This window comes from Sulfurimonas sp., from assembly GCF_029027405.1.
In the GTDB taxonomy this organism is placed as follows: domain Bacteria; phylum Campylobacterota; class Campylobacteria; order Campylobacterales; family Sulfurimonadaceae; genus Sulfurimonas.
Window position 1 is genome coordinate 310560 of the sequence record NZ_CP093396.1, and the last position, 24315, is coordinate 334874.

Here is a 24315-nt window from a genome sequence, read left to right on the forward strand (position 1 = left end):
TGATAAAGAGGAAAATATGAAAAATAATCAAGCAGATTTAATTGTAGGTATTCAGTGGGGCGATGAAGGTAAAGGTAAAATAGTTGATAAACTAGCACAAGAGTACGACATGGTTTGTAGAAGCCAAGGTGGTCACAATGCTGGACATACTATCTGGGTTGATGGAGTTAAATTTGCACTTCATCTTGTTCCTTCTGGTGTTTTAAATCCTAAAGCTATCAATGTTGTTGGTAATGGTGTTGTTTTATCTCCAGAGTCAATAATCAAAGAAATGGTACAGTTTGAAGGTCTTGAAGGTCGTCTTTATATCTCTGATAAAGCACATTTAAATCTTTACTATCATGCTCTTGTTGATCAAGCAAAAGAAAGACTAAAAGGTGATAAAGCTATTGGTACAACGGGTAAGGGAATTGGACCTGCTTATGCAGATAAAATTAACCGTACTGGTTTTAGAGTTGGTGAACTTTTAAATCCTAAAAAACTTTGTGCATCTATCATTGAGATGTTTGAGCAAAATAGACAAATCTTTGATATTTATGAAATAGCTACGCCAATTGAGTCTGAATTACTAGCTGAGCTAGAAGGTTATAAAGCTAAACTTGCTCCGCATATCACAGATACAACTCAAATGGTTTGGAACGCTCTAGATGCTAATAAAAAGATATTATTAGAAGGTGCGCAAGGTACACTTTTAGATATTGATCATGGAACATATCCGTTTGTGACTTCTTCAGCAACTGTATCAGCTGGTGCTTGTACAGGTCTTGGAATCAACCCTAAAAATATCGGTAAAGTTACAGGAATTGTAAAAGCTTATTGTACTCGTGTAGGTAATGGACCTTTTCCAAGTGAAGATTTTGGTGAAGATGGAAAAAGACTTGGCGTACAAGGAAATGAGTTCGGAACTACAACAGGACGAGCTAGAAGATGTGGTTGGTTTGACGCTATAGCTACTAGATATGCAAGTCGCTTAAATGGTTGTGATGAATTAGCATTGATGAAACTTGATGTTTTAGATGGATTTGATGAAGTTAAAGTATGTATAGCTTATGAATTAGATGGAAAAGAGATAGATTATCTTCCATCAAACCTTGAAGATGTAACTCCAATTTATAAAACTTTTAAAGGTTGGGATAACTCAGTTGGTGCTAGAAAGTTTGAAGACCTACCTTCTTCTGCTCAAGATTATGTTAAAATTATTGAAGAAATTTCACAAACTAAAATAGGAATTATTTCAACTTCACCTGAAAGAGAAGATACGATAATTCTTTAACACCAAAGGAAAGTATTAATATGAAAACCCGCTTTAGTCCATTAGTTAAGTTGAAAAAAACTACTATGGAAAAAAGTGAGCGTCTAGTACAAAAAGCAAATGTGGACTTAAATAGTGCTGCAATGGCTTTGCAAATTTCTTACAATTCTTTAGATGATATTGAATCTCCTACAAGTGGTTCAATGTCTGACTTTTTAGCATCTAGGAGTTTACTTTCCTCTGGTAGAGGTTTGATAGACCACAACAAAGAGTGGGTAAATTTTGCTTCAAACCAAGTTAATCAAGCTAAAGAAAAACTAAAAATAGATATGATTGAATTTGAAAAGTTTAAGTATTTAGAACTTCAAGAGATGCAAAAAAAGATAAAAAAGATAAAGAAGCAAGAGGCAAAAGATTTAGATGAAGTTGCTTTAATGACACACTCTTACAAGGAAAAACATTGAAATTATTAGTAATTTTTATATTAACTTTCACATCTCTTATGGCAATTCAAACTAGTGATAGGCTTTTTGATTGTACTGAAATATTTAAAGAAAGAAAGAGTGAACTTTTAGTTGAACTAGAACGAATAGATGAGCAAAAACAAGCTCTAAGCGCATTAAAAATCGCAACAGAAGAGCTTCTTTTAAAAAAAGAAAGTAGATTAAAAATAAAAGAAGAAGTTGTAGATAAAAAATTAGGTGAAATTACAACAAAAGAAGATTCCATTAAAAAAATGTTAAAAAGAAATGAAGAAGTTTTAAAGAAAACAAAAGATATGAAAATGGATAAGGTTGCTCAAACTTTTGCAAAAATGAAACCAGCAGCATCTGCAAATATACTCTCAGATATGGATACTAAAGAAGCAGCATCTATACTCTCTTCACTTAAACCAAAAACTGTTGGAAAAATTCTCACAAAAATGGATGCAAAAAAGGCCTCAGAACTAACATTAATTTTATCAAAATAATCAAAAACTAATTATAATTATTGTATCATTTCTAAAAATTATTTAACAATTAGGGTCGCTACATGAAAATTTCATTAAAAACTATACCTCATATATCAAGTAGAGTCGCAATCGATTTAAATAAAAGTGGTTTTGTTACTATGACAAAAGGTCTTGAAGCAGTCGCACAAGAAGCAGAGAAAGTAATTCGTTTTAGTGTTGAACAAGAGATGGCACTTGAAGATAAAGCCGCAGACATTTGTGATGATAACGAAGAAGAGATAGAGTTTATGCTTGCTGATGAACGACAACTTTTCTTTATGATTAAGAAAAAATTAGCACCAGAATTTGGTGTAATTCTTAACTATGAAGAGAGATATTCAGATATTTCTCATAAGATTTTAGATGAACTTTATGAAGAAGATTTAATTCATTTTGATGTAACTGAAAACAGAATAAAAAACATCATTTATAGTGCGATAACATCTTTTATAGCAGATGCTTCTGAAATGGATGACGCAGTAATGGATAAAATAAGATCTTACAAAAAAAGATATATACCAGGAACTGATGAGTTTGATATTTTATATGAGAAAATATATAGAGAAGAGTTAACTAAAAGAGGCATGGAATAATGAAAGCATACATTTATCTTGAAAATGGAACTTTCATAGAAGCTAAGAGTTTTGGAGCTGAAGATACTGTTGTTGGCGAGATAGTTTTTAATACATCTATGAGTGGTTATCAAGAAATCATGTCTGATCCATCTTATGCTGGTCAGTTTGTTACTTTTACAATGCCAGAGATCGGTAATGTTGGTGTGAATGAACAAGATATGGAAAGTTCAAAAGCACATGCTAAAGGTATGTTAGTTAGAAAATATCAAGCTAGATATTCAAGTTTTAGAGCAGAAGAATCTTTAGAGTCTTTTTTAATTAAGCACAATATCATGGGGATTTGTGATATTGATACAAGATTTTTAACTAAGATGATAAGAAAAGAGGGTGCCATGATGATGGTAGCTTCTACAACAATTAGTGATAGAAATGAGCTAAAAAACATTTTAGAAAATTCTCCTCGCATTGAAGATGTAAATTATATAGAGCAAGTAAGTACAAAAATAATTTACAAGCATGAACGCTCAACTTACTCAAACACAGAGTTCAAATATGATGAAACACCAATAACTCAAGCAAATATCGCTGTTATTGACTTTGGTGTTAAGCGTAATATTTTAAATGAAATAGTAAGTGCTGGTATCGGTGTCGAGGTTATTCCAAATTCGTTTAAAGCAGAAGATTTAATAAAAAGTTATAAGTCTAAAATAATTGATGGTGTGTTTTTGTCAAATGGACCGGGGGATCCACTTGTTTTGAAGCGTGAGCAAGAGCAGATTAAAAAACTCATAGATGCTAAAATTCCAATGTTTGGTATTTGTTTGGGTCATCAACTACTTTCTATATCTCATGGATATGATACTTTTAAATTAAAATTTGGTCATCATGGCGGAAATCATCCTGTTAAAAATGAAAAAACAGGATTAGTTGAGATTACTGCACAAAATCACAATTATAATGTTCCTAATAATATTATAGAAATTGCAGATGTAACTCATACAAATCTTTTTGATAATACCATAGAGGGTTTGAAATACAAAGATTCTCCAATCTTTTCAGTTCAGCATCATCCTGAAGCTAGTCCAGGGCCAAAAGAGAGTCAATATATCTTCTGTGAATTTCTATCTCTAATAAAAAGGTAGCATAAATATTTCTTATATTTATGCTACCTCTTCTTCTTTCTTAAAAATTAATTAAATTACTAAAGTAAACAAAAAATTAATAAAAATAGCAAATTTGTCACAAATTTGTCACTTTTTAAGAAACTTTAAACAATAAAATTGATATAGTGATAGGGTTAATTAGTCTAGTATTTTGCTAGACTTAATTGCTTTGAATCTTTAAGGAGGCTATATATGGAGAATCGTCCATTAGAGTACGACTATACGGTTGCAAAGATGTTCATGGTTTCAACAATTGTTTTAGGAATTGTTGGCATGCTCGTCGGTGTAATCTTAGCATTTCAACTTGCTTTTCCAGGGTTAAACCTGATGTTAGGTGAGGGACTTGCTGAGTATACAAACTTTAGTCGTCTTCGTCCACTGCACACAGATGCAGTAATTTTTGGTTTTACACTAAGTGGTATTTTTTCTACTTGGTATTATGTTGGTCAGCGTGTTTTAAAAGTGTCAATGGCAGAGTCAGGGCTATTGATGTTTTTAGGAAAATTACACTTTTGGTTATACTTAGTAGGTGTTGCAGCAGTTGTTGTTTCACTATTAATGGGTATTACAACTTCAAAAGAGTATGCTGAATTTGAGTGGCCTATTGATATCGCTATCGTTATCGTTTGGGTTATCTTTGGTATGAGTATTTTTGGTCTTATCGGTATTCGCCGTGAAAAATCACTATATATTTCTATTTGGTATTATATCGCTACATTCCTAGGTATAACTATGCTTTATCTTTTCAACAATATGGAGATTCCTACTATTTTAGGTACATCTGCTGCTGGTGAAACAGGAATTGGTGCGTGGTATCATTCAGTATCTATGTATGCTGGTACGAATGACGCTCTTGTAGAGTGGTGGTATGGTCATAATGCGGTTGCATTTGGTTTTACTGTTCCTATTGTTGCTATGATTTACTACTTTTTACCAAAAGAATCAGGTCAAGCTATTTATTCTTATAAATTGTCTTTACTTTCATTTTGGGGTTTAATGTTTGTATATTTATGGGCAGGTGGTCACCACTTGTTATACTCAACTGTTCCCGATTGGTTACAGACTATGGGTTCAATTTTCTCAGTAATATTGATTCTTCCTTCATGGGGTTCAGCGATTAATATGCTTCTTACAATGAAAGGCGAGTGGCAACAAGTTGCGGCGTCTCCATTAATTAAGTTTATGGTTCTTGGTTCTACATTTTATATGTTCTCAACTTTAGAAGGCCCTATTCAGGCAATTAAATCTGTTAATGCAATCGCACACTTTACTGATTGGATCGTTGGTCATGTTCATGATGGTACTCTTGGTTGGGTTGGTTTCATGATTATGGCTGCACTTTACCACATGGCTCCACGTGTATTTAAGCGTGAGATTTACTCTAAATCGCTTATGGCTGCACAATTTTGGATTCAAACTTTAGGTATTGTTTTATACTTTACTTCTATGTGGATTGCTGGTATTACTCAAGGTATGATGTGGAGAGCTCACGATGAATTTGGTAATTTAGCTTACTCTTTCATTGATACAGTTACTATCCTTCATCCTTACTACGCTATTCGTGGTGTTGGTGGATTATTATATCTAGTTGGTTTCTTTATGTTTGCTTATAACATTTATAAAACTATGTCTGCTCGTGAAGTTGAAGAGTCAGAGCTACAATCAGCATCGCCTATGGGCGCTTAATAGAAAGGATTAATTATGTTTCATTGGTTAGAAAAACATCCGTTCTTTTTTGCGGTAGCGGTGTTCTTAACAATTGCGTTTGCAGGTTTAGTTGAAATTCTTCCAAACTTTGCTCAGGCTTCTCGTCCGACAATCGGCACTGCACCATACTCTACATTAGAGTTGGCAGGTCGTCATGTTTATATTAAAAATAGTTGTAATGCTTGTCATTCACAGATGATTCGTCCATTTAAATCAGAAACTGACCGTTATGGTCACTATTCTTTAAGTGGTGAGTATGCTTATGATCGTCCATTTTTATGGGGTTCAAAAAGAACTGGTCCAGATTTAATGCGTGTAGGTAACTACCGTACTACTGACTGGCACGAAAATCATATGAAAGATCCAGCTGCTGTTGTGCCAGGTTCAATCATGCCTGCATACCGTTGGATGTTTAGCAATGCTGCTGATATTGATACTGCTTTTGCAGAACAATTAACAATAGCAGAGTTCTTCTCGGTTCCTTACAACAAACCAGTTCCTATGAAAGATGGGTCTAGTTTAATTGTAAAAATGGGTGATAGTGTTGCAGATGCACATGCTATTGCGTTAACTGAAGCAAAACTGATTGTTGCAGATATGAAAGATCAAGATGTTAAAGATGCAGTGGCTAATGGTGAGATTCCTGAAATAGTTGCTTTAATTGCATATTTAAATAGTCTGAAATAGTAAAGGTTTGTAATGGATATTGCTCAGCTACAAGCTTATGGTTACTTTGGTTTAGTTGTTTTTTTAGTTCTTGCTCTTTATGGTTATATATATCATTTGTATAGTGCAAAAAAAGATGTTAACGGGATTGACTATGAAGAGTATAGTAATATTGCATTACACGATGATGTAGATGATACACCAGTATTGTCTTCGTCAAAGACAGAAGAGAAATAGGAGAGATATATGAATAAGATTTATCTTTGGGGAATTATCATTACAGTATCAATGATTGGATTTACTTACATGTCTGTAGGTATGTCTGAGGGTGGTCTTAATGGTGATATAGTAAACATACTAACAGTTGCGGCTGCAGTTGCTCTTGTAGTAATTACAGTTTTTGTTGTAATTAAGTATGTCCGCCAAATGCAAACAGATACTGCTGAAGGTCAATTGCTTGATGAGCAGTGGGATGGAATAGGCGAGTATTTAAATGAAGTACCAAAAGGCTGGGCTGTTATGTTCTTGCTTACTATGGTTTGGGGAATGTGGTATTTTATAATAGGTTATCCTGTAAATGCATATTCACAAATTGGTGAGTATAATGAAGATGTTGCAGTTCACAATGCTAAATTTGAAGTACAGTATAAAGATATTACTGGTGACAGATTAGTAGAAATGGGAGAGTCAGTATTTTTAGCTGAATGTAAAGTATGCCATGGTTTAACGGCTGATGGTATAGATGGTAAGGCTGCAAATCTTAATGTAAGAATTGAAGCTAAAACTGTTAAATTTGCAATAGAAAATGGTTCAAACAATCAACTACTTGGTATGGAAATGCCAATGCCTGATCGTAATGGACTTTTCAATGCTAATACAGGCGCTCTTATTACAGATGCTGACATAGATGCAGTTTCTGCGTTTGTTGCAAATGGTATGACTGGTGCAGGTGCTGATACATTTGCTGGAACTTGTGCAGCTTGTCATGGTGAAGATGGGAAAGGTATGGAATATGTTGCTCCTAGTGTAGTTTCATTTACTCCAGCCCTTGTTACCAATATTCTTAGTCATGGTAAAAAAGGTGCTATTGGTAAAATGCCAGCATTTAATAGACTTAATGCTAAGCAAAAAGAAGCAGTTGGTGCATACATCACTAGCTTAAGTAAATAAGGGAGTCAGGTATGAATGAAAATAGAAGCGTATTTGCTCTTGATGGAATTACAGGAATGTTGATTGCAACTGTGTTATTACTAAGTATTTTGGTTGTTCTAACAGTTTTAGGTATTGGTGTACAGAATGCAAATGCAACTAATTATTATGAAATAAAAAATGAAACAAAAATAGGTTCAGGTATAGGTTTTGGTGAAGGTCATACGACATCAAAAGTATCTGATCATATTGTTGATGTGAAGTAAGGAGTGTAAAATGGAAAAAATTATTACAGTCGGCCTAATTATAATGGCAGCTTACACAGCATATGTGGTTTTAACACCAAATCATTTATTTATTGGTTAGGAAGATTTCATTGAAATTTTCAAGAGGGCTTGCGGCCCTCACTTTTTTTGTAGTTTTTCAAACATCATTAGCAGCACAATATTTATATAAAGATACAGTAATTTTTAACCCAGCATTTAAAGCAGAGGTTGAAAAATTAGGTTCAGAACTGTATGAAAAAACAGGAATATCTTTAATGCTAGTTATGCTTAAAGAAATACCAAATGAAAAGGGTATAGTCGAGTATGAAAGAGAGTTATTAAAAACATTTTCTTCTCCAACTATCTTGCTTACATTTGCAGAGATGAACTCTAAGGTAGATATCTTAGCAAATGACAGCTCTTTATATAAGTATTTTGATAAAAAACAGGTATTAAGTCCTGTGGCTTCTCCTGTTCAGGCTTTTGTGATGGCATTATTTTATAGTGATAGTTTTGCAAGGTTTAAAGAGGTAGCATCTAGTCATAGTGGCACAATAATTCCATTACTAGCTGGAAAAGCGAAAAAAGGTGAAGTATTAGGTAAGTATAGTGCATCTATGTTTAATGGATATGCAGATATTGCAGAACAAATTGCTGACTCTAAAGGAATTGTTTTAGAAAATGCTGTAGGAAATGCAAATCAAAATAGTATATTTTTTGTGAAGGTATTATTTTACGGTTTTTTAGTTTATGGTATATTTCTTTATATCAAAAGAAAATTATATATAAGAAGGCAAAAAATTGAGCAAAAGTAAGGGAATGATTTGGCCTTATGCCATTGGAATATCGATAGCACTAGTTTTTGGAGCTTGTATAGCGACAGTCATAATAGCCAATCAACTTCCAGTTGAAAAGAGTGATACTTATATGATGGGTTATCATGAAGCAGATGCCAAAGCGAATGAACTACTTCAAGCTAGAATAGACTTTGATAAAGAGTATAAAGTTGAGTATGTGACAGATGGTTTAAGTTTGAAAAATACAGTTATAAAATATAAAATCACTACTATAAATTTAGAAGAAGTTAAAAATGCAAAGATTGAAGTGGTTGTTACTAGACCAAACAATCATAAGCATGATCAAACTTTAAAATCTTCAACTATTGTAGATGGCGTATATACATTTTCTTCAATAGAATTACCTGTTGAAGGTAGATGGGATATTATGGCAAAGATTAGTGTTGGAGATAAAAAAAGATATTTTAATGTTAAGGCTGATACAAGAGAGAAAGAGGTGTTTGAATATTAAGCTGAAGCTTATAACTTAAGATATAATACTAATATGAATAACACTACAATAGTTCTACCAACTGCTCGTGCAATTAGGCATGAGCAACTTCTTCATAGTGAACAAACACTTTTTCTTCCAAATCATATAACTATGCATGAATTTATATCTAAGTTATGTATAGTGAAAAATTTTAAACTTATAGATGATGATAGTAGAGTTTTACTTCTTCTTGAAGCATCTGACTTTAACTCCTTTTCTAACTTAAAAATAGAGAGAAACTTTTTTACATTTACAAAAAACTCTTCATATATATTTAAATTTTTTCAAGAGTTAGCGCACGAACTTTATGATATAAAAACGCTTGATACTTCAGATATATATGCTGAGTATGAAGAGCATATTGCTATACTTCAGGAGTTACATAAAAGATATGAGCATCTATGCATAAAGAAAAAGATATTAGATAAAATTTTTTTACCAAAATTTTATGAGTTTAATAAAAGTTATGCTTTATCACATAAAAATATTGAACTTCATGTAGATGGGCATCTAACTAACTTTGAGTTAGAATTACTTGAAAAATGTTGTGAGTTTTGTAGTGTTGAAATAATTTTTAAAACTTCAAATTTCAATACTAAAATGCAGACTAAGTTTTTAGAACTAGATATTGAGCTAGATGCTGATTATGTATATAAAATATCATTAAATTCTAAAGAGATAATAAAAAAAGAAAAAATACAGAAGAACCAAAACATAAGTTGTGAGTCTTTTAGTGAATCGATACTTCAAGTAGCATATATAAAAAAGAGAGTTTACGAGTATATAAAAAAGGGTTATGAGCCTCAAAAAATTGCTGTAATATTACCAGATGAAAATTTTGCTTCTAAACTTCTAAGCTTTGATGAAAAATCTAACTTTAACTTCGCCATGGGTAAATCTTTCTCAAAAACTAGCATCTATGAAAAGATAGATGCAACTTGTACGTTAATAGAGCAAATATCACAAGAAAACAGTGCGAGAATTCAAAGAGTTGGTGACGAGATTTATAAGATGTTATCTCCCATTTATTATAAAAAGGTGCATGAAGTAGATGCTCTTACTTTACTTCAAAGTTTTTTAGAATTTTGTGAGACTACAAATGTAGAAGATAAAGTCTATAAAGAAGAAGTTTATACTCTTAAAAATATACTCATAAGTATGAGAGATATGAGTCTGAAATCTTTACTTTCACTTTTTTTACAGCGATTAGCATCTAGGAGTTTAGATGATGTTCGCGGTGGAAAAATTACAGTTATGGGAGTTTTGGAAACTCGTTCAATAGAGTTTGACGCTGTAATCATAGTAGACTTTTCAGATGCCAATGTTCCAAAAAGAAGTGATAAAGATATGTTTTTAAACACTCAAATAAGAGAGATGGCAAATCTTCCAACAATGAGTGACAGAGAGAACCTTCAAAAACATTACTATGAGATGCTAATAAACTCATCAAAAGAAGTTTGTATCTCTTTTGTGGAGTCTGAACAAAGTAGTGGCTCTAGGTTTTTAAAGCATCTAGATATAAAAGCAAAGAGTAGTTTCGAGAATGAATATGCAAAGATACTCTTTGAAAAAAGAGAAGATAAAAATCAAGAAGAATTAGAAATCGTAAAAGAGTATAGTTTTAAAGATATAAAGCTATCAGCAACTAAATTAAAAACCTTTTTAACTTGTAAAAGAAAATATTTTTATGCTTATGTACAAAGTATTAAAGGTCATCAAATACCAAAAGATATGCCAGAAGAATGGGAGATAGGAACAGCTGTTCATGATGCTCTAAATATACTTTATTCTAAAAAACCATTTTATACAGATGCTGATGAATTAAAAAAGGACTTAGATAAAGAGCTAGATGCTGTATGTGGAAAAAGTGAGTTAGATAAATACCTCATAGAGATGCAAAAAAGAAAAATGATAGAGTTTGCTCACAATGAAATAAAAAGATTTCGTGATGGCTTTAGAGTTAAGTATTGTGAAAAAAATCTAACTTGTAATTTTGCTAATATGACTCTTAGCGGTTTTGTAGATAGGATAGATGCCAAAGGTGATGCGTTGTTTGTTCTTGATTATAAAACAGGAAACTACCCAATATACAACGCTAAAAATTTCTCCCAAGCAACAGACTTTCAGTTGGAATTTTACTACCTTTTAGCATCTACACTAGGAAAAGTTTCATTTTGTGGATACTACGACTTAAAAGACAGCAAAATAGTTCAAGAAGCCTTTTTAGAAGAAAAACTAGAAATTTTAAAATCAATTATAAATGATTTGTTAGAGATAGAAGAAGTAAATTTTGAAAAATGTGAAGAGACTAATAGTTGTAAGTTTTGTGAATATAAGATTATGTGTGGGAGAGAGTAATGCAACCTTACGGAAGTGAGGCTTCAGCCTCGCCTTGTTTTTCAATATATGAGGCAAAAAGCCTCCAAAAGATTTAAAATAAACAAATGGAAGTGGGACTTTAGTCCCGCATAAAGTTTTTGTTTCTGCGAGGCTAATAGGAATGCTAACCAATTGCATTCTCCACTCCGAGCCTCACTTCCGAATATTATTTAAGGAGTTAACATGAGCAACTGTCCTATATGTAACGGCAAGATTGAATACAAATCAGAACAGATTATTTATACATATAAAAAGCACTCCATAGAGATAGAACAGTCTGGTGAGTATTGTATGGAATGTGAAGAGGCTTTTTTATCTCCAAAAGATTTAGAATCTACGAAAATGAAAATTGTTAATTTTAAGAAAAATATTGCAAAATGGCATGTTTTAAATAAATAATAATTAATTTTGGTAAAATTAATCTAAATATATCAAAAGGATTTAAAATTGAAATTAGAAGAAATCTATAATGTGCTAAAAGAGTCTTGTTTAAAAGATTTTCATATACCAAAAGATATAGGTGAAATAGTATTCATCTATAAGGAAAATATTGGATTATCAATATCAAAAGTAGAAGAAGATGAGAAAGTTTTTAGTTATGATTATTTTTTTAATAGTGATAAAAGTGAGAAAAAAGATTTAATTGAAGATGATAATCTTATACGAGATTTATGTAAATTAAAAAACTTTCCAAGAACATATAATAATATAAACACAGAGAAATGGGGAGTTAAATATAATGGACAAATTATATATACTTTATCATGTTTTCGAATATCCGATCCAAGTTCATTAGATGTAACACTTCCTATTTCTTTAAGTGCTTATGATTTTGAATTGAATTTTTTTGAAATGTGTAATGAATATCATGGTGCTATTACAATTTATCAGGCAAAAGATATAATAAAATCAAAGGTAAATGAGAAGCAATCAACTTATCAAGATTTTCTAGATAATTAATAAAATATTTATCTATGGAAGTGAGGCTTTAGCCTCGCAAATAGAAAAATAAGGCGAGACTAAAGTCTCACTTCCAAAAGGAAAAATAATAGATGCAGTATAAACATCTTCCTCATGTAGATATTATTGGATATTATCAATTTATAACTTTTAGAACATTTGATAGTACTGATGACTTTTTAAAAAGACTATTGTTAGTCGATAAACCAAATAATAAGAAACAACTAGAACTTGATAATTATTTAGATTTCTCACAAAAAGGTGCTTATTTAAATGATGATATTTTAATAGCAATGAATGAGTTTTTAAAAAACAAAAATAATGATTTATATGAACTAACAGCATTTGCAATTATGCCAAATCATATTCATATACTTATCAAACCACTTGATAAATTGTCATTGGTTATTCAAAGTATAAAAGGTTCAAGTGCAAAGATGATAAATGATATTCTAAAAAAAAGAGGAAAGTTTTGGGTAAATGATTACTATGATAAAAGTATAAGAGATGAAAATCATTTCAATACAGTGTATAATTACATAAAAAATAATCCTTTGAAGTTGGGCGAGGCTAAAGCCTCACTTCCGAGATTTTATGGAATATATGAATGAAAAAACAATACAATTTAAAGTGGGACTTTGAGAGGAAAATGCCGTTGGTTACTACTCCTTTTAGTTTCGTAAAAAGTACTAACAATGTTTAAAAACAATCTAGCCTACGAAGCGAGTGCGGGGAGTGGTAAGACTTTTATGCTTGTTGTTCGGTATCTTAGTTTACTTTTTAAAGGTGCATCTGCATCTAAGATATTGGCTCTTACTTTTACAAACAAAGCGGCTTTTGAGATGAGTGAGAGAATCGTTTTGACTTTAGAAGAGTTAGAGAGTCGTGGTGAGTTGGATGTTATTTCGCAGGTGACAGAACTTTCTAAAGAGCATCTATTGAGTCAGCGTCAAACTATTTTAAATGAGTTTTTAAACGCAAACACTAAAATCATGACCATAGATAAGTTCTTCTCTCAAATACTTAGAAAATTTTCCCTTTATGCTTCTTTGATGCCAGACTTCTCAACTATGAACTCACAACATGAACTAAAACTACTTTCTCGATTTTTAAGTGAAGTCTCAGATGCTAAGAAAAAAGAGACACTTATCACACTTTCACTACAGTCTAAAAAAAGACTTGGAGATATATTTACTCTTTTAGATGAGTTTTATATAAAACAAGAAGAGTTGTCACACTTAAAATTTAAAAAAGAAGAGTATTTGCACTATGAAGCGATAGCTTTAGATGCACTAGAGGGTTTACAAAATATTGTAGATAATTGTAGTGGGGCATCTGCTAGTTTAAAAAAAGTAGTTTTGACGGATAGTTTTGATGAGTTGAAAGAGAAAACTTGGGTAGCGAAACCTAGTTTAGAGTATTGGGTTTTTAAAAAGTGTTATTGCCCAGAGATGGACATATATTTAAAAACTATTCAAGAAGCTGTGAAAAGTCATACACAAGCAAAAGAGCAAAACTTTTTTTATGCTTTGAGTGAGTTGGTTGGCATCTATCAAAAAGCAAAAAAAGCACTTTACTCAGAAGATAGTGAACTTAGTTTTAATGATGTAACTATTTTAGTGCATAATATTTTAAATAAGAGTATTGATAGTGAGTTTTTGTATTTTAGACTTGATTCAAAAATAGAGCATATCCTTTTAGATGAGTTTCAAGATACAAGTATTTTGCAGTATGAAATCTTAAAACCTTTAATAAGCGAGATAGTATCTGGAAGTGGCGTGAGCGAAGATGGAAGCTTCTTTTTTGTTGGAGATGTTAAGCAGTCTATTTATCGCTTTAGAGGTGGAGTGAGTTCTCTTTTTGGCGCTGTAGTAGATGAGTGTCGTACGGAAGTTGAATCACTGCTTATAAATTATCGTTCTCAAAAAGAAGTCATAAATTTTGTAAATGAAACATTTAAAGAAAAAATCAAAAACTATGCACCCCAAAGTGTACAAGCAGATGCAGATGCTGGTTATGTGGAAGTGCTTTGTAGTGAAGAGATTTTAGAAGAGAGTTTAACTAAGGTTAAGGATTTAATCTCTCTTGGTGCGGACATAAATCAAATCGCTATTCTTTGTGCTACAAATGGAGATGGTGAGAGTATTAAACAACTTTTACAAGATGAAAAGATTGAAGTTGTAACTGAAACAACAACAAAACTCATAAATCAAAAAAGTGTAAAAGCTGTGCTTGAATACTTAAAATATCAATACTTCGAGCAAGATATATATAGACATAACTTTTTTGCTATTATTGATGAAGAACTAAAAGAGATAAAAAAAGTTCATTTTTTAAAAGGTAAACTTTTAGATATTACAAAAAAAATCATACAAGAGTATAAACTTTTTAGTGATGACTTTCATCTTATTCGTTTTTTAGATGTTCTTGGTAAATATGAAGATATTGAAGCACTACTTTTTGAATATGAAAGACTAGATGCTAGTGGCGCTGCATCTGATTTGAATGGTGTAAAAGTTTTAACTATTCATAAGTCAAAAGGTTTAGAGTATGAGCATGTTATAGTAATGGACAGACTCAAAAAAGTACCACCTGCAAGAAATAGTATCATATATGAATACGATGGCATACAACTGCAAAACATATATCTTCGCTCAAAGGGGAGAGAGTTTATAGATGCCTCTTATGCACTTGCTCTTGAAAAAGAAAAAGCTTTAGTAAAAGAGGACTCTTTAAATGCTCTTTATGTTGCTTTTACTAGAGCAAAAAGAAATCTTTTTCTTATTTCTAAAATGAAAAATTCTATTTTTGAAATTTTAGAGCTTGTGGATGGCAGTAGTGGAGAGGTATCCTTATCAAGCGATGATTTGAATATAGATAGCAAAGCAGAAGAGCCAAGTGCATCTATAGAGTACAAAGAGTTATATTATGGAACTCAAAGTGATATCTTAAAACTCCAAGAGAACAATGAAGAAGATTTAAAGGCTATAAACTTTGGTCTGGCACTTCACTATATGCTTGAGATGCTAGGAAGTTTTACTATTGAGGCAGTTGTTAATGCTAAAGATATGATGATAAATAAATATGGTTATTCTTTAGATGTAAAAGAAATAGATGATATAGAAAACAGAGTGTCAAATTTATTGGCATCTAAAGAGTTTATCTCTTTAGCATCTGGAGAGTGTTATAAAGAAAAAGCCATCAGATATAAAAATAATCTTCGCTATATTGACCTCTTAGTTAAGAGTGAATATGGAAGATGGAATATAGTTGATTATAAAAGTTCTATGAATTATAAACAACATCATTTAAAACAAGTTAGGTACTACCAAAAGGCAGTTGAAGAGATAACAGAGGATGAAGTAAGAGGCTATATTTGTTATATACTTGAAAATGAAATAAAAATTATTAAGGTTTAACAATGATACTATCTTTCGCAGAGGGATTTTTGTTGGGGCTTGGAGCGGCTGTTCCTCTTGGCCCTATAAATATTCTCATAATGAATGAAGCGATAAAAAAATATAAGAATGGTGTAATGATTGGTCTTGGTGCTATGAGTGCTGATATGACTTATCTTTTTTTGATTATTTTTGGTCTTATTACTTATTTTAATCAACCAGAAATTTTAAAGTATTTGTCTATATTTGGAGGTCTTTTCTTAATATATTTAGCTTTTAACATATACAAAAATAAAGATAACATTGTTAATAAAACAAGTGAAAAAATAGTAGATAAAAGCAGTATAAAGTTATATCTTAAGGGTTTTGCTTTAACCTTTATAAATCCATATACAATAGGTTTTTGGTTAAGTGTATCAGGACATGCTGCTAACAAAGAGCTAAGCATTTACGCAACACTTTTTGGAATGATAAGTGCACTTTTACTTTGGATAACAATAATGCCTTATTTTGTTCATAGGTCTAAACACAAAATTTCTCAAAGAGTTTCGTATTGGATAAGTCTAGTGTCTTCTATAATTTTGTTTGGTTTTGGTCTTTTTATGTTGTTCTAAACCTTAAATAAACCAAAAATTAAGCTAGTTCTAAGTTTGTGAGGTTATACTTCTAACACTAAAATAAAACAAGAGGTTTTTGAATGAAATTTACAAAAATTGCAACTCCTGAACAGATTGACCAAAAATGGGTTTTAATCGATGCTGAGGGGAAAACTTTTGGTCGTATGATGACTGAAGTAGCCACTATTCTTCGTGGTAAGAGAAAAGTTTGTTGGACTCCAAATATTGACTGTGGTGACTATGTTGTTATCATTAACGCTTCTAAGGCTCGCTTTAACGGTCTTGGTAAAATTAATAATAAAGAGTATTTTTCTCATTCTGGTTACTTCGGTTCAACTAAGAGTGTTAAAATGACTGAGCTTTTAGAAAAAAATCCTGAGAAGTTATTTAAATTAGCTGCTCGCGGTATGCTTCCTAAAACAAAACTTGGCGTTAAAATGCTTAAAAAATTAAAAATATATGCAGGTGCTGAACATCCTCACACTGCACAACTTGCTAAGTAAGGATTGATTTATGGCAACAAGAATATATGCAACAGGTAAGCGTAAAGCATCTATAGCAAAAGTATGGTTAACTCCAGGAAGTGGTAAAATTACTGTAAACGGTCTTTCATTAGACGCATGGTTAGGTGGACTTGAAGCTAAGAAGCTTCGCGTAAAACAACCATTAGCTCTTTCTAAACAAGATAGTTCAGTTGACATTGTAGCTACTACTTTAGGTGGTGGTTTTGGTGGTCAAGCTGATGCCCTTCGTCATGGTATCTCAAAAGCTCTAGTAGAGTTTGATCCAGCGATTAAAGCGATTCTTAAACCAGAAGGTATGATGACTCGTGATTCTCGTGTTGTTGAGCGTAAGAAACCAGGTAAGCGTAAAGCTCGTCGTTCTCGTCAGTTCTCAAAACGCTAGTATTTTCTACACTTTTTTACCGATGCTTTTGCATTGGTGAAATCTTTCTTTTCTCATAACAACAAATTAACAATTTTTTTTATATAATACGCGTAAATAAACTAAAGGTATATTAATGAAAAAAATTATAATAGCTCTTTTCGTTGTCATAGCGATTGTAGCGATTCTTCCACTTATTGGAAACAAAGCAACACAAGAAATTTTAACTACAAGAGTTAGTGTTTTAACTTCTAATGGCTTAGAACTTAAAAATGCTTCATCAGAATCAACTTATCTTAGAACAAAAAAACATTATGAGTTTTTACTCCGTGATGCTCCAAAGTTCATAAAACATTTAAATCAATACTCAGATGTACAACTTCCCCCTTATGTAGATGCTATGCTTGGTGGTGTACTGGTTGGTGTGGATATTGAGTATAGTAATTTCCCTTTAGGTAGTGATATTTTAGTAGATATTTACCCTTTGTCTTTATCTACAAACATGATAAGTCAAATGAAAAAAGAAGATGTAAATTTTTATAAATATATAGAAAATCTTCTTCAAAGTAAAGGTGTTTTATATCATATAAGTTATTCAGTAGCAGATGGTTCTTTTTCTGGTTTTATTAAGAATATAGATGAAAATTATACTTTTGATAACTCCACAAAGATGATATTTAAACTAAGAGAAGCAACTTACTATGGAAAAGGTCCTTTGATTGCTCCAAAAAGTTTACAGTCGCATATTTCAGAAATAAATTTAGAAGTTATCGCACCAACAAAAAATATAATGTTTAATTTTAAAAATATTGCTTCTTCATCAACATTTCATTCAAGCAGCACTTACGCATCTAGTGCAACTATTAAGACACTTGTTATGAATGTTAAAGAAAAAAGAGGTGAAGAAACAAAAGTTAAAGTTGATGATGCTAAGTTTAATATATCTTCAAATACTCAAGGAGAAAAAGCAGAGTTTTATACAAAAAGTTCATTTAAAGAGTTTGAAGTAAAATCAGATAAATTAAATCTGCTTTTAAATGGTTTCAACTATGATGTTTCTTTAGATGGAGTTGATAAAATTGCTTATGAAGAGTTTAGAAAATTAACACTAAATACAAAGTCAAACAATTCTCAAGCCTTTGAAAAAGAGTTGCAAGAAGCAATTATTAAAATATTTTCAAAAGGATTGGAACTAAATATTGCAGATTTTTCAGTTAAAAAATTATCTTTAGAAAATGAAACTTCTATTGATGCTTTTAGTTTAATGGCAAAACTGAATGTTAAGCAAGATAATGATTTAGCTAAAAAAATAAAAAGCTCTCCTATGACATTGATTAACAATATTAACATTGATTCAACAATCAAATTATCAAAAGATTTTTATGTTCTTATAAATAAAAAAGTACCAATAACAGGTCTGGCTAATTCATTTGCAAAAGAAGAAGGAAATAATCTCATTTTTGTAATAAAACTCATTGATGGGAAGCTTAGTCTAAATGATAAAGTGATAAAGTAAAAGTTATATAGTGAAATTATTATTACTTCTTTTTTTATCTTTAAATATATTTGCTTCGACTTTGCATCTAGCAACTTCGGCAAATCCCTCTAGGCTGAACCCACTTCTAGCTACTGACTCAAGTTCTTCCGAAATAGCTGGATTTTTATTTAATGGTTTAGTTAAGTTTGATAAAGATTCTTCTACGATTATTGGAGATTTGGCAAAAGAGTTTTACTATGAAAATGACACAACTCTTATATTCAAATTACATCAAAATGTTCTTTGGCATGATGGAGAAAAGTTTAGTGCTAAAGATGTTCTTTTTACATATAAAACATTAATATCTCCGAGTGTAGTTTCTCCATATAGTGCAGCTTTTCGTTTTGTAAAAGATGTGCAAGTCATAGATGCTTTTACTTTGCGAGTGACTTATAAAAAACCATATTTTAAAGCGCTAGAAACTTGGATGATGGGTATTATACCAGAGCATATTTTAAAAGATGAAAAAAACCTAATGAATTCGAAGTTTAACACGAATCCAGTTGGAACAGGAGCGTATAAACTCCATCAACTAGAACATTCTAAAAATATTATATTAGTAGCTTTTGATGATTATTTTGAAGGTAGAACAAAAATAGATAAAATCTCTTTTCATGTTATAGCAGACCCAATGACTCGCTTTTTGATGTTAAAATCAAGTGCTTTAGATGTCGGTGGAATCGAACCTATTCAGTATGAAAGACAATTAAATGATGATTTTTTCAAAAAGTTTAATATTTATGAAGAGATAAGTCATTCTTATACTTACTTAGGATTTAATTTAAGACGAGAAAAATTTAAAAATCCAAAAGTTAGACTTGCTCTATCTTTGGCGATAAATAGGGAAGAAATAGTTGATATCTTATTCTTTAAACATGCTAAAGTTTGTACAGGACCTTTTCTCCCTGCCTCAAGAGCTTTTAATAAAAATGTAAAAGCACCAAAACAAGATTTAGAAAAAGCAAAACAACTCTTAAAAGAAGCAGGTTATGATGAAAAAAATCCTTTTACTTTTGAGATAGTAACTTCAAATTCTAGTGCCATAAGACCTTACGCTGCACAGATTCTTCAACATCAGCTTAAATCGGCAGGAGTCGTTGTTAACTTAAGAGTTATGGAATGGCAAGCATTTTTAAATATGGTAGTTTTTCCAAACAAGTTTGATAGTGTACTTCTGGGTTGGGGACTCTCCTCAACTCCAGACCCATATCTGTTTTGGCATAGTGACAACGATAAAAAGGGTGGATTTAATTTCATAGGATATAAAAATCCAAAAATAGATAAAATGATAGAAGAATCACAAAGTATAATAGATAGAGAAGAACTAGGAAAGCTTTGGCGAGAAATGTTTAAAATCATAGTCAAAGACAACCCTTATTTGTTTTTATATATTCCAAATTCTATAACAACCGTAAATAAAAATATAAAAAATATTGAGCCAAGTCCTAGTGGCATCTGGCATAATTATAGAAAATGGGAAAAAGATACTTACAAGTAGTTATAGTGTCCGTAAATCATTTGAATAAAGAAGTGTAAAATGCATATTGACCTAACTCAGGGTGTAATCAAAGAACATATTGTAAAACTGGCTGTTCCAGCTGTTATCGGCTACTTTTTTCATACTATGTTTAATGTTACAGATACCATTTTTGCTGGTATGATATCTACACAGGCTCTTGCCGCATTATCTCTGTCTGCATCTATATTTTTTATGGTTTTGGCAATAGGTATCGGTATGAGTGAAGCAGTAACTTCCATAATAGGGAATGCTTTAGGTAAAAAGGATATTGCTAAAGCCCAACAAGTTCTGCTTAATTCTTTAGTTTTTGCCGTTTTTCTTTCTATTGTTTTAGCTCTTGTGGGTATTTTTAGTGTTCCTTATCTCATAGATGCTCTTGGTGATTCTTCTTATACAAAAGAAACACTTGAGTATATAAATATTATTTTGTATGGCTCTATATTTTTCGTAGGGTCTTTTTTCTTAAATGCTATACTAACTGCTACGGGAGATACTATCTCTTTTAGAAATATTCTTATTTTCACAGCTTTTTTAAATATTTTTTTAGATTATATTTTTATAAAAGTTTTTAACCTAAGCGTTAGTGCTATTGCTTTAGCAACTGTAATTTCAGAGGCTATTACTCTTATTTATCTGTTTTATAAAGTAAGAAAAACTAAACTTTGGTGTGGGTTTTCTGAGTTTATATTTGATATAAACATTATGAAAGAACTCTTAAAACAAGGCTTTCCTCCAAGTGTAAATATGTTTATGATGGCATTTGGCATGTACATAATAACCTATTTTGTAGCACCATTTGGTAAAGAGGCTGTTGCGGCATTTGGTATAGGCATGAGGATAGAACAGATATTTTTAATGCCAGTTATCGGTATAAATATAGCTGCTCTTGCCATTATCTCTCAAAATAATGGGGCTAAATCTTACAGTCGTATTCCTAAGACTGTTAAACTATCAGTTCGTTATGGATGGATAATATCAACCATAGGAGTGAGTTCTTTTTTACTATTTGCAAATTATTTTGCTTCGTTTATGAGTTCTGACCCCTTAGTTATAAAAGAGGTTGCCTTGTATCTGCGTGTGGCTGGTTTTGCTTCTTATGGTTTTGTTGTAATCTTTGTTTATATTGCGATGCTTCAAGGTATAGCAAAACCAGCTATCATCTTTCCTTTAAGTGTTTTTAGGCAACTCATAGCCCCTGTTGTTCTTTTTAGCATCTTAAGTATTTTTAACTTTGGCATCTTTTCTATGTGGCTAGGGCTAGATATAATCATCTTTAGCTCAGCCCTCTTTTTATGGTTTTACGGGGAGAAAAAGTTAAAACAGCTTCGCTAGAAGTAAGCTTGACAAGTTTTTAGACAAAATATATAATTGTTTATTTATGATAAAATATGATGAATGAAATCACCTCTGAACTGAAAAAATAAGTGCTAAACTTAAAGGTAAAAATATATGAATAAGTTAGATGGGAAAAGTTTAGATATTGTAAGTGTATAAAATGGAGAATCAAAGATGAGCTTAATAATTAAAGATGTTGTAATTACAGATGAAGCTATAAAAAGGCTTTTTAAAAATAATGCGATCATCGCTTTATCTGAAGCAATTTGGAATGCTATTGATGCTAAAGCTAGAAATATTTCAATTACACTACAAAAAAATACTTCAGAGGTAATTGAAAAAATAATAGTTAAAGATGATGGGGATGGTGTACCAAGAGATAAATTTGATGAATACTTTTTACAATATCAAAAGTCTTGGAAAGCAGAAGCAGATGGTGACTATCATGGTAAAAAAGGAGAAGGTCGTTTTAAGTTGATGGCAATATCTAAAAATATAGAATGGAGTACATCATATAAATTTTCTGAAAATGAATATAAACAGTATGAGATAACTGCTGAAAAAAAGAATCCAAAAAAATTTAAATTAACTGATGAGAAAATTAGTAAAAAGTCAGGTACTACAGTTACCCTTAGTTATTTAGAAGAAAAAGCACAAGAATTAAATTCGCACTCAACATTGTTTAATCTAATCGCAATTTTTGCCTTATATTTAAGAAAAGATTCTTTACTAAATATTTCACTTAATGGTAAAAAGCTAAACCCTGATAATTTCATTTTTGATGAAAAAAGTGGATTCTTAAAATTTAAAACTGATGAACAAATAATAGATATTAAATATACCTTTATCGCATGGAAAGAGGATTTTAAATTTAATGATAATAAACATACATTTTTATTTGATAATAATAACAATTATATCTTAGAAAAGCCATCTGGAATACCTGGAAACTTTGTTATGCACACAGTATTTTTAAATTCTGACTATTTTAAACTATTTGATGGTTTATTTGAAGAGCATACTGGTAAAATTGATAAAATAAGAAACTTATATAAAAAAGATTTACTTGAATTTCTTTATAGTGTTAGAAAAAAGCAATCTACAACTTTTTATGAAAAGTTTAAAAATAATAAAACTTTTTATCCTTTTGATAATTCTGTAATAGAGTCTGAAGAAAATGAAGCACTAAAAGATATTTTTGATGTTTGTGCCTTTAAGCTGCTAGAGCAAGACCCTAAACTTTTAAATGATAGAAATCACTCTATTACTATGCTTTTTAAGCTGTTAAAGAAAGTTATTGAATACGAACAAGATATAAGTTCTATTGTTTCAGAAGTCCTAGAACTAGATGAGGAAACCACTGAAAAGTTTATTAACTTATTAGATAGCACATCATTACCTGCATTGATAACTCACTATGAAGAAGTAGCAAGAAAATTAACATTTCTTGATGTACTTGAAGAACTTGTACATGATGAAAAATATAAGAAAAAACTTAAAGAAAGAAGTCAACTACATAAGATAATTGAAAAAGAAACTTGGATTTTTGGTAGTGAATTTGAAAATAAAGTTGGAGCAAGTGATAAAGCATTAACTGCTGTAATTACAAAGAATTTAAAAATTAATAATGTTAGTACATCAGAAATAGACAAAGTTGAAGCTCAATTTAAAATAGATAAAAAAGAAGATGCCTTGTTGCGTTTAATACCTGATTTATATATGTGGCATGATTATAAAATAAATGATAATAGAATAGTTAAAAATTTGGTTATTGAACTAAAAGCACCTAGTGTATCTATTGGTGATGCAGAAATAAATCAGATTGAAAAACAAAGGAAAGCTATTCAGAGAAATTTAAGATATACTGTTTCAAATGACAATCAATGGGAGTTTTATATTTTATCTTCTGATATAAAGAAAGAAGTGCTTACTGAGTTTTCTGGGGATAATAATGATATTCTATATGATAAAGACCCAAATTTTATCGTTTATTGCAAAACATGGGATGAAATTATAAGAAATTCAAAAAGAGAACTATTAAAGTATAAAAAAGAACTACAGATACAGATTAAAGAAGCCCGTAAAGAAAATCTCCTTAATCAATATTTAGAAGATGTTGGTTTTGAGGATGATTAGGTGAACCTAAACCAACTAATTACTCAACTTTTTGACAAATGGAACATAGTAAAACAAAAAAGTCATTTTCATCAGAAAATTATAGGTATTAAAGAGCGTGATATCGTTTTTGTTAGGATGGGACAAAATGTAGGTTATGAGCAAGATGGTAAGGGTGATGAGTTTTTAAGACCTGTAGTAATTATGAAAAAGTTTAATAAAAATATGTTTTTAGCTCTGCCTTTAACGACAAAGAAGAAAGAAAATATCTATCATTACGAATTTTCTTATACTAATAAAAGTAAAAATAGTATAGTTAATAGTGCTATTTTATCACAAGTAAAGATGTTTGATACAAAGCGTGTTAAATATAAGAGTGGTGTTATGAATATAAATGATTTTGAAACCATGTATGAAAAATTTGTGAAAGTAACAAAACCTGAAGTAGTAACTTCCCCATAAAATGAGGAAG

The 24315-nt window shown here is 30.9% G+C and carries 25 protein-coding genes; all 25 read left to right on the top strand.

The window, feature by feature from the left end:
• The first annotated feature begins 16 nt into the window (after positions 1–16).
• Positions 17–1273, top strand: coding sequence for an adenylosuccinate synthase (locus MOV42_RS01580; RefSeq protein WP_324172068.1), 1257 nt, complete (start codon positions 17–19; stop codon positions 1271–1273).
• A 20-nt stretch (positions 1274–1293) separates the two neighbouring features.
• Positions 1294–1716, top strand: coding sequence for a flagellar export protein FliJ (locus MOV42_RS01585; protein WP_324172069.1), 423 nt, complete (start codon positions 1294–1296; stop codon positions 1714–1716).
• On the top strand, positions 1713–2222 hold the full coding sequence (locus MOV42_RS01590) for a MotE family protein (RefSeq protein WP_324172070.1): 510 nt from the start codon (positions 1713–1715) through the stop codon (positions 2220–2222). The genes MOV42_RS01585 and MOV42_RS01590 overlap by 4 nt, the downstream gene beginning before the upstream one ends.
• Before the next feature lie 62 nt (positions 2223–2284).
• Complete coding sequence (locus MOV42_RS01595) at positions 2285–2836, top strand: DUF507 family protein (RefSeq protein WP_324172071.1); 552 nt, start codon at positions 2285–2287, stop codon at positions 2834–2836.
• Entirely contained in the window at positions 2836–3960 is a 1125-nt protein-coding gene (gene carA / locus MOV42_RS01600) for a glutamine-hydrolyzing carbamoyl-phosphate synthase small subunit (RefSeq protein WP_416385441.1), read from the top strand. Before MOV42_RS01595 ends, carA begins: the two co-directional genes overlap by 1 nt.
• 213 nt (positions 3961–4173) lie before the next feature.
• A complete protein-coding gene (ccoN, locus tag MOV42_RS01605) occupies positions 4174–5667 on the top strand; it encodes a cytochrome-c oxidase, cbb3-type subunit I (RefSeq protein ID WP_324172072.1) in 1494 nt (497 codons plus the stop codon).
• A gap of 15 nt (positions 5668–5682) precedes the next feature.
• Positions 5683–6375, top strand: coding sequence for a cytochrome-c oxidase, cbb3-type subunit II (gene ccoO, locus MOV42_RS01610; RefSeq protein WP_324172073.1), 693 nt, complete (start codon positions 5683–5685; stop codon positions 6373–6375).
• Positions 6376–6387: 12 nt separating this feature from the next.
• Positions 6388–6591 (top strand): CcoQ/FixQ family Cbb3-type cytochrome c oxidase assembly chaperone, encoded by a 204-nt coding sequence (locus tag MOV42_RS01615; protein WP_324172074.1) that lies wholly within the window; start codon positions 6388–6390, stop codon positions 6589–6591.
• Positions 6592–6600: 9 nt separating this feature from the next.
• Positions 6601–7524 (top strand): cbb3-type cytochrome c oxidase N-terminal domain-containing protein, encoded by a 924-nt coding sequence (locus MOV42_RS01620; protein WP_324172075.1) that lies wholly within the window; start codon positions 6601–6603, stop codon positions 7522–7524.
• A gap of 11 nt (positions 7525–7535) precedes the next feature.
• Positions 7536–7769, top strand: coding sequence for a DUF4006 family protein (locus MOV42_RS01625; protein ID WP_324172076.1), 234 nt, complete (start codon positions 7536–7538; stop codon positions 7767–7769).
• Positions 7770–7879: 110 nt separating this feature from the next.
• Positions 7880–8584: a 3-dehydroquinate dehydratase gene (locus tag MOV42_RS01630; RefSeq protein ID WP_324172077.1), complete on the top strand. Its 705-nt coding sequence runs from the start codon at positions 7880–7882 to the stop codon at positions 8582–8584.
• The gene (locus MOV42_RS01635; protein WP_324172078.1) at positions 8571–9077 is read left to right on the top strand and encodes a FixH family protein; all 507 of its coding nucleotides are present in this window, start codon (positions 8571–8573) and stop codon (positions 9075–9077) included. The genes MOV42_RS01630 and MOV42_RS01635 overlap by 14 nt, the downstream gene beginning before the upstream one ends.
• A 33-nt stretch (positions 9078–9110) precedes the next feature.
• The gene (locus tag MOV42_RS01640) at positions 9111–11456 is read left to right on the top strand and encodes a PD-(D/E)XK nuclease family protein (RefSeq protein ID WP_324172079.1); all 2346 of its coding nucleotides are present in this window, start codon (positions 9111–9113) and stop codon (positions 11454–11456) included.
• Positions 11457–11660: 204 nt separating this feature from the next.
• On the top strand, positions 11661–11876 hold the full coding sequence (locus MOV42_RS01645; protein ID WP_324172080.1) for a type II toxin-antitoxin system MqsA family antitoxin: 216 nt from the start codon (positions 11661–11663) through the stop codon (positions 11874–11876).
• A gap of 48 nt (positions 11877–11924) precedes the next feature.
• Positions 11925–12437 (top strand): hypothetical protein, encoded by a 513-nt coding sequence (locus MOV42_RS01650; protein ID WP_324172081.1) that lies wholly within the window; start codon positions 11925–11927, stop codon positions 12435–12437.
• Positions 12438–12529: 92 nt separating this feature from the next.
• The gene (locus MOV42_RS01655; protein WP_324172082.1) at positions 12530–13048 is read left to right on the top strand and encodes a transposase; all 519 of its coding nucleotides are present in this window, start codon (positions 12530–12532) and stop codon (positions 13046–13048) included.
• Positions 13049–13132: 84 nt separating this feature from the next.
• Positions 13133–15856 carry a RecB-like helicase gene (locus MOV42_RS01660; RefSeq protein WP_324172083.1) on the top strand — a complete coding sequence of 908 codons (2724 nt, stop codon included), beginning with the start codon at positions 13133–13135 and terminating at the stop codon, positions 15854–15856.
• Between the two features lie 2 nt (positions 15857–15858).
• Entirely contained in the window at positions 15859–16449 is a 591-nt protein-coding gene (locus tag MOV42_RS01665) for a LysE family translocator (RefSeq protein ID WP_324172084.1), read from the top strand.
• Positions 16450–16532: 83 nt separating this feature from the next.
• Positions 16533–16955 (top strand): 50S ribosomal protein L13, encoded by a 423-nt coding sequence (gene rplM / locus MOV42_RS01670; RefSeq protein ID WP_324172085.1) that lies wholly within the window; start codon positions 16533–16535, stop codon positions 16953–16955.
• A 10-nt stretch (positions 16956–16965) separates the two neighbouring features.
• Positions 16966–17358: a 30S ribosomal protein S9 gene (gene rpsI / locus MOV42_RS01675; RefSeq protein WP_324172086.1), complete on the top strand. Its 393-nt coding sequence runs from the start codon at positions 16966–16968 to the stop codon at positions 17356–17358.
• A gap of 115 nt (positions 17359–17473) precedes the next feature.
• Positions 17474–18853: a hypothetical protein gene (locus MOV42_RS01680; RefSeq protein WP_324172087.1), complete on the top strand. Its 1380-nt coding sequence runs from the start codon at positions 17474–17476 to the stop codon at positions 18851–18853.
• 10 nt (positions 18854–18863) lie between these two features.
• Positions 18864–20372 carry a peptide-binding protein gene (locus tag MOV42_RS01685; protein ID WP_324172088.1) on the top strand — a complete coding sequence of 503 codons (1509 nt, stop codon included), beginning with the start codon at positions 18864–18866 and terminating at the stop codon, positions 20370–20372.
• 39 nt (positions 20373–20411) lie between these two features.
• Positions 20412–21725 carry an MATE family efflux transporter gene (locus tag MOV42_RS01690; RefSeq protein WP_324172089.1) on the top strand — a complete coding sequence of 438 codons (1314 nt, stop codon included), beginning with the start codon at positions 20412–20414 and terminating at the stop codon, positions 21723–21725.
• Between the two features lie 177 nt (positions 21726–21902).
• Positions 21903–23864 (top strand): ATP-binding protein, encoded by a 1962-nt coding sequence (locus MOV42_RS01695; RefSeq protein ID WP_324172090.1) that lies wholly within the window; start codon positions 21903–21905, stop codon positions 23862–23864.
• A complete protein-coding gene (locus MOV42_RS01700; protein WP_324172091.1) occupies positions 23865–24305 on the top strand; it encodes a type II toxin-antitoxin system PemK/MazF family toxin in 441 nt (146 codons plus the stop codon).
• The last annotated feature ends 10 nt before the right edge of the window (positions 24306–24315 follow it).

What these genes read in the sequence shown, in the direction of transcription:
- MOV42_RS01620 (WP_324172075.1), top strand. Translation starts at nt 6,601, where the DNA reads ATGAATAAGATTTATCTTTGGGGAATTATCATTACAGTATCAATGATT.
- MOV42_RS01640 (WP_324172079.1), top strand. Translation starts at nt 9,111, where the DNA reads ATGAATAACACTACAATAGTTCTACCAACTGCTCGTGCAATTAGGCAT.
- MOV42_RS01660 (WP_324172083.1), top strand. Translation starts at nt 13,133, where the DNA reads ATGTTTAAAAACAATCTAGCCTACGAAGCGAGTGCGGGGAGTGGTAAG.
- MOV42_RS01645 (WP_324172080.1), top strand. Translation starts at nt 11,661, where the DNA reads ATGAGCAACTGTCCTATATGTAACGGCAAGATTGAATACAAATCAGAA.
- MOV42_RS01585 (WP_324172069.1), top strand. Translation starts at nt 1,294, where the DNA reads ATGAAAACCCGCTTTAGTCCATTAGTTAAGTTGAAAAAAACTACTATG.
- MOV42_RS01690 (WP_324172089.1), top strand. Translation starts at nt 20,412, where the DNA reads ATGCATATTGACCTAACTCAGGGTGTAATCAAAGAACATATTGTAAAA.
- MOV42_RS01595 (WP_324172071.1), top strand. Translation starts at nt 2,285, where the DNA reads ATGAAAATTTCATTAAAAACTATACCTCATATATCAAGTAGAGTCGCA.
- rpsI (WP_324172086.1), top strand. Translation starts at nt 16,966, where the DNA reads ATGGCAACAAGAATATATGCAACAGGTAAGCGTAAAGCATCTATAGCA.
- MOV42_RS01680 (WP_324172087.1), top strand. Translation starts at nt 17,474, where the DNA reads ATGAAAAAAATTATAATAGCTCTTTTCGTTGTCATAGCGATTGTAGCG.
- MOV42_RS01695 (WP_324172090.1), top strand. Translation starts at nt 21,903, where the DNA reads ATGAGCTTAATAATTAAAGATGTTGTAATTACAGATGAAGCTATAAAA.
- MOV42_RS01665 (WP_324172084.1), top strand. Translation starts at nt 15,859, where the DNA reads ATGATACTATCTTTCGCAGAGGGATTTTTGTTGGGGCTTGGAGCGGCT.
- ccoN (WP_324172072.1), top strand. Translation starts at nt 4,174, where the DNA reads ATGGAGAATCGTCCATTAGAGTACGACTATACGGTTGCAAAGATGTTC.
- MOV42_RS01615 (WP_324172074.1), top strand. Translation starts at nt 6,388, where the DNA reads ATGGATATTGCTCAGCTACAAGCTTATGGTTACTTTGGTTTAGTTGTT.
- rplM (WP_324172085.1), top strand. Translation starts at nt 16,533, where the DNA reads ATGAAATTTACAAAAATTGCAACTCCTGAACAGATTGACCAAAAATGG.
- MOV42_RS01580 (WP_324172068.1), top strand. Translation starts at nt 17, where the DNA reads ATGAAAAATAATCAAGCAGATTTAATTGTAGGTATTCAGTGGGGCGAT.
- MOV42_RS01625 (WP_324172076.1), top strand. Translation starts at nt 7,536, where the DNA reads ATGAATGAAAATAGAAGCGTATTTGCTCTTGATGGAATTACAGGAATG.
- carA (WP_416385441.1), top strand. Translation starts at nt 2,836, where the DNA reads ATGAAAGCATACATTTATCTTGAAAATGGAACTTTCATAGAAGCTAAG.
- MOV42_RS01655 (WP_324172082.1), top strand. Translation starts at nt 12,530, where the DNA reads ATGCAGTATAAACATCTTCCTCATGTAGATATTATTGGATATTATCAA.
- ccoO (WP_324172073.1), top strand. Translation starts at nt 5,683, where the DNA reads ATGTTTCATTGGTTAGAAAAACATCCGTTCTTTTTTGCGGTAGCGGTG.